Annotated in this window: 3 protein-coding genes; all 3 read right to left on the bottom strand. The window is 63.4% G+C overall.

The genetic code is table 11. From position 1 onward, the window contains the following. Positions 1–82: 82 nt before the first annotated feature. Positions 83–2,923: an aminomethyl-transferring glycine dehydrogenase gene (gene gcvP / locus NUV89_RS27125; protein ID WP_257783734.1), complete on the bottom strand. Its 2,841-nt coding sequence runs from the start codon at positions 2,921–2,923 to the stop codon at positions 83–85. Positions 2,924–2,933: 10 nt separating this feature from the next. After that, the gene (gene gcvH / locus NUV89_RS27130; protein WP_257783735.1) at positions 2,934–3,317 is read right to left on the bottom strand and encodes a glycine cleavage system protein GcvH; all 384 of its coding nucleotides are present in this window, start codon (positions 3,315–3,317) and stop codon (positions 2,934–2,936) included. A gap of 416 nt (positions 3,318–3,733) precedes the next feature. After that, positions 3,734–5,245, bottom strand: coding sequence for a sigma-54-dependent transcriptional regulator (locus tag NUV89_RS27135; protein ID WP_257783736.1), 1,512 nt, complete (start codon positions 5,243–5,245; stop codon positions 3,734–3,736). Positions 5,246–5,398: the final 153 nt, after the last annotated feature.

A 5,398-nucleotide genomic window follows, 5' to 3' on the forward strand; every position in this document is an offset into this window, starting at 1 on the left:
TCAGTCAGATATTCAACATCTGAAAGACCGCATTCGCGAGCAAGCCCGCTCCCACATTTTTTACCGTGTTCCTTCAGTCAGATCAGGCGTAGCTCTCGATTGAAGGGCACGCACACACCAGGTTGCGATCACCAAACACATTGTCCACCCGCCCAACCGGCGGCCAGTACTTGCCTTCGATCAACGACGGCACCGGGTACACCGCCTGCTCGCGGGTGTAGGGGTGGGTCCATTCGCTCACCAGTTCAGCCGCGGTGTGCGGTGCGTTTTTCAGCGGGTTGTCGTCCTTGTCCAGGGTGCCGTTTTCCACCGCGCGGATTTCTTCGCGGATCGCGATCATTGCATTGCAGAAGCGGTCCAGTTCTTCCTTGGATTCGCTTTCGGTCGGCTCGATCATCAAGGTGCCGGCCACCGGGAACGACATGGTCGGTGCGTGGAAACCAAAGTCGATCAAACGCTTGGCCACGTCATCCACGCTGATGCCGCTGCTGTCTTTCAGTGGACGCAGATCCAGGATGCATTCATGCGCCACCAGGCCGTTGCTGCCGGTGTAGAGCACCGGGTAGTGCTCCTCAAGGCGACGGGAAATGTAGTTGGCATTCAGGATCGCCAGCTGCGAAGCGCGCTTGAGGCCCGCGCCGCCCATCATGCTGATGTACATCCAGGTGATCGGCAAAATGCTTGCGCTGCCGAACGGCGCCGCGCACACCGCGCCTTCCTTGCGTTCCATGGCCGCGTGGCCTGGCAGGAATGGCGTGAGGTGCGACTTCACGCCAATTGGGCCAACGCCCGGGCCGCCGCCGCCGTGGGGGATGCAGAAGGTCTTGTGCAGGTTCAGGTGGGACACGTCGCCGCCGAACTTGCCCGGTGCACACAGGCCGACCATGGCGTTCATGTTGGCGCCGTCGATGTACACCTGGCCGCCGTTGTCGTGGATGATCCCGCAGATTTCGCGGATACCTTCTTCGAACACGCCGTGGGTGGACGGGTAGGTAATCATCAGCGCGGCGAGGTGCTCGCGGTGCTCGATGGCCTTGGCGCGCAGGTCCTCGATGTCGACGTTGCCACGGGCATCGCAGGCGGTGACGACCACACGCATACCCGCCATGTTGGCGGTCGCCGGGTTGGTGCCGTGGGCCGACGATGGGATCAGGCAGATGTCGCGGCGCTCATCGCCACGGCTCTGGTGATAGGCGCGGATCGCCAGCAAACCGGCGTACTCGCCCTGGGAACCGGCGTTCGGTTGCAGGGAGATGGCGTCGTAGCCGGTGGCCGCGCAGAGCATGGCTTCGAGGTCGGAGGTCAGCTCCAGGTAACCGGCGCTTTGCGCAGGCGGCGCGAACGGGTGCAGGGCGCCGAACTCGGCCCAGGTCACCGGGATCATTTCGCTGGCGGCGTTGAGCTTCATGGTGCACGAGCCCAGCGGGATCATGGTGCGGTCCAGCGCCAGGTCCTTGTCGGCCAGCTTGCGCAGGTAGCGCATCAGCTCGGTTTCCGAGTGGTAGCGGTTGAACACCGGGTGGCTGAGCACGGGCGACTGGCGCAGCAGCGCGGCGGGCAGGGTGCTTGCAACGTTCGCGTTGAAGTCCGGCAGAGCCTTGCCTTCGGCGAAGAGCGCCCACAGGGTTTCGATATCGGCCTGGGTGGTGGTTTCATCCACGGAAACGCCAAGACGCTCGCCATCCACCACACGCAGGTTGATGCGCTGGGCGCGCGCCTTGTCGTGCATCGCGGCGGTGTTGGCGCCGGTGTTGAGGGTGAGGGTGTCGAAAAAGTGCTGCTGCTCGACCTTCAGGCCCAGGGTGGTCAGGCCCTTGGCCAGGATCGCGGCCAGCTGGTGCACGCGCTGGGCGATCTGGGTCAGGCCTTTGGGGCCGTGGTACACGGCGTACATGCTGGCGATGTTGGCCAGCAGCACCTGGGCGGTGCAGATGTTCGACGTGGCTTTCTCGCGGCGGATATGTTGCTCGCGGGTCTGCATGGCCAGGCGCAGGGCCGGCTTGCCGAAACGGTCGACGGACACACCGACCAGACGGCCCGGCATGTCGCGCTTGAACGCATCCTTGGTGGAGAAGTACGCCGCATGCGGGCCACCAAAGCCCAGCGGTACGCCGAAGCGTTGCGCGCTGCCGATGGCTACGTCGGCGCCGAACTCGCCCGGCGGTGTCAGCAGGGTCAGGGCCAGCAGGTCGGCGGCCACGGCCACCAGGGCGTTGGCGGCGTGGAAGCGCTCGGTCAGTGCGCGGTAGTCGAACACGTCACCGTTGCTGGCCGGGTATTGCAGCAGGGCGCCGAAGAACGGGCTGACGTCAGTCAGTTCACGCTCATCGCCGACCACCACGTCAATGCCCAGCGGCTCGGCGCGGGTGCGCAGCACGTCGAGGGTTTGCGGGTGGCTGTGAATCGAGGCGAAGAAGGCGTTGCTGCCCTTGTTCTTGCTCAGGCGCTTGCAGAAGGTCATGGCTTCGGCGGCGGCGGTGGCTTCGTCAAGCAGGGAGGCGTTGGCGATCGGCAGGCCGGTGAGGTCGCTGATTAGGGTCTGGAAGTTCAGCAGCGCTTCCAGGCGGCCTTGGGAAATCTCGGGTTGGTACGGGGTGTAGGCGGTGTACCAGGCCGGGTTTTCCAGGAGGTTGCGCAGGATCGGCGACGGCGTATGGCAGTTGTAGTAGCCCTGGCCGATGTAGGTCTTGAACAGTTGGTTTTTGCCGGCGATGGCCTTGATCTTGGCCAGGGCCTCGGCTTCGCTCAGGCCGTCTTCCAGGCCGAGCACGCTGGTGCCCTTGATGCTTTCCGGGATCACGCTGGCGCTCAGGGCTTCCAGGGAGTCAAAGCCGAGGCTGGCGAGCATCTGCTGCTCGTCTTCTGCGCGCGGGCCGATGTGGCGGGCGATGAATTCGTTGGCGGTGCTGATGTTAACGGTCATTGCGCGCTCCTCAAGCTTCAGCGTTGGCTTTGATCAGGCGGTCGTACGCGTCCTGATCCAACAGTTTAGCTACCGCGTCGGCATCGGCCGGTTTAAAGCGGAAGAACCAGCCTTCGCCCATCGGGTCTTCGTTGACCAGTTCCGGGCTGTCGCTCAACTTGTCGTTCACTTCCAGTACTTCGCCCTCAAGCGGCATGTACACGCCGCTGGCGGCCTTGACCGACTCCACGGTGGACGCTTCGGCGCCCTTGTCGTAGGCCTGCAACTCCGGCAGTTGCACGAAAACCACATCACCCAGCGCGTTCTGTGCGAAAGCGGTGATACCCACGGTGACGCTGCCGTCGGCTTCGGCGCGCAGCCATTCGTGATCTTCAGTGAAACGCAACTCGCTCATGGAAACTCCTCGGGGCCAGATTCGTCTGGTGGACGGAATAATGGGGAGTTGCTTAGCAAGATCGCGGCCAAGGTTGTTAAGTCGTTATAAATCAACAATTTAGTAAAATTGGTTATAGGGTTATGCACTTAGGCTGTAGCGATTTCGCTACAGTTGGGCGCATGAAAAAAAGCCTATGTGGATCAAAGCCTTGCATGGCACGCAAAAAACAGGGTTGTAGCGATATCGTTACGCTGTAGCGCTTTCAGTACAGCTGATGTCGTTCCTGGACCAAAAGCTGGAATGCAGTCCCAATGTGGGGGCGGGCTTGCTCGCGAAAGCGGTGGGCCAGTTGATACTTCTGTGACTGACACACCGCATTCGCGAGCAAGCCCGCTCCCACATGGATTTGCATTCCATAATTGGATTTTGTGTGCTCAGGGTTTGTTGGCGGGGATGCCATATTTGCGCAGGCGATGGGCAATCGCCGTGTGCGACGTCTGCAACCGGCTGGCCAATTGCCGAGTCGAGGGATAGCTGGTGTAGAGCTTCTCCAGCAGGCTGCGTTCGAAGTCCTCCACGGCCTGTTCCAGGCTGTCGACTTCGTTGTCACTCTGGCGCGCCACCGAGGTGCCGGCAATGTCGAGGTCGCCGATGTCCACCAGGCTGCTTTCGCAGATGGCGGCGGCGCGGAAGATCACGTTCTGCAACTGGCGCACGTTGCCCGGCCAGCGGTTGCCCAACAGCGCAGGATAAGTGCCCGGCGCGAGGCGGCAGACCGGGCGCTGGATCTGCGCGCAGGCCTGCTGCATGAAGTAGCGCGCCAGCAGCAGGATGTCCTGGCCGCGTTGGCGCAAGGGCGGCACTTCGACGTTGAGCACGTTGAGGCGGTAGAACAGGTCTTCGCGAAAGGTGCCCTCGCTGACCATTTTCTCCAGATCGCGGTGGGTGGCGCTGAGGATACGCACGTTGACCTTCACCTCACGGTCGCCCCCGACGCGGCGGAAGCTGCCGTCATTGAGAAAGCGCAGCAGCTTGGCCTGCAGATACGGCGACATCTCGCCGATCTCATCGAGAAACACCGTGCCCTGGTTGGCCAGCTCCATCAGCCCCGGCTTGCCACCGCGCTGGGCGCCGGTAAACGCGCCCGGGGCATAGCCGAACAACTCGCTCTCGGCGAGGTTCTCCGGCAACGCCGCGCAGTTCAAGGCCAGGAACGGCGCACTGTGGCGCGCGCTGCTGGCGTGGCAGGCCCGCGCCACCAGCTCTTTGCCGGTGCCGGTCTCGCCCTGGATCAACAGCGGCGCATCCAGCGCCGCCACCCGTTGTGCCCGCGCCTTGAGGGTGCGGATCACCGGCGACTCGCCGAGCAGCGCGTCAAAGCCTTCGGCATGGTCGTGGTGCAGCGCCGACAGTTGTTCGCCGATGCGGTTGGGTTGGTAGAGGGTCAGCAGGGCGCCGGCGTCGGTGATCGGCGTGGCGTCCAGCAGCAGGGTCTGGCCGTTGACGCTGATCTCGCGCAGCGGCAAGCGAAAGCCATGCTCCAGCAAGGTGGCCAGCAGCGCCGGGTCGTTGAACAGCTCGCTGATGCTTTCGCCGGCGGGTTCGCGCCCGTACAGCGCGATCAAGGCCGGGTTGGCCAGCAGGATCTTGCCCGCGCTGTCCAGGGCCAGCACCGGGTCGGTCATGGCGGCCAGCAGGGCGTCCAACTGCAGGTGGCGGCGCTGGCCGGGAAGGATGTCCACCACGGTGACGGCCTGCACGCCGTGCACGCTGAAGAGGGCGTCGCGCAGTTCTTCGAGCACCTCGGCGCTGAGGGTTGGCGCGTCGATGTAGACGTTGGGCGGCACCATCTCCACCGCATCCAGGTTGAGATTGCGCCCACCGAGCAGGGCCAGGACTTCCTGGGTGATGCCGACGCGGTCGATGAAGCTGACGTGGATACGCATGGGGTGGATGGCAATTCTGCAGAGCGAGAGGTGGCAAGTATGCCTTGGAGCGAGGGTAGAGGTGAAATCTCACATGGGGTGGAGATCAAAATGTGGGAGCGGGCTTGCTCGCGAATGCGGTGTATCAGTCACTGATGTGCTAACTGATCGACC

Source organism: Pseudomonas sp. 18.1.10 (assembly GCF_024655625.1).
Classification (GTDB): Bacteria; Pseudomonadota; Gammaproteobacteria; order Pseudomonadales; family Pseudomonadaceae; genus Aquipseudomonas.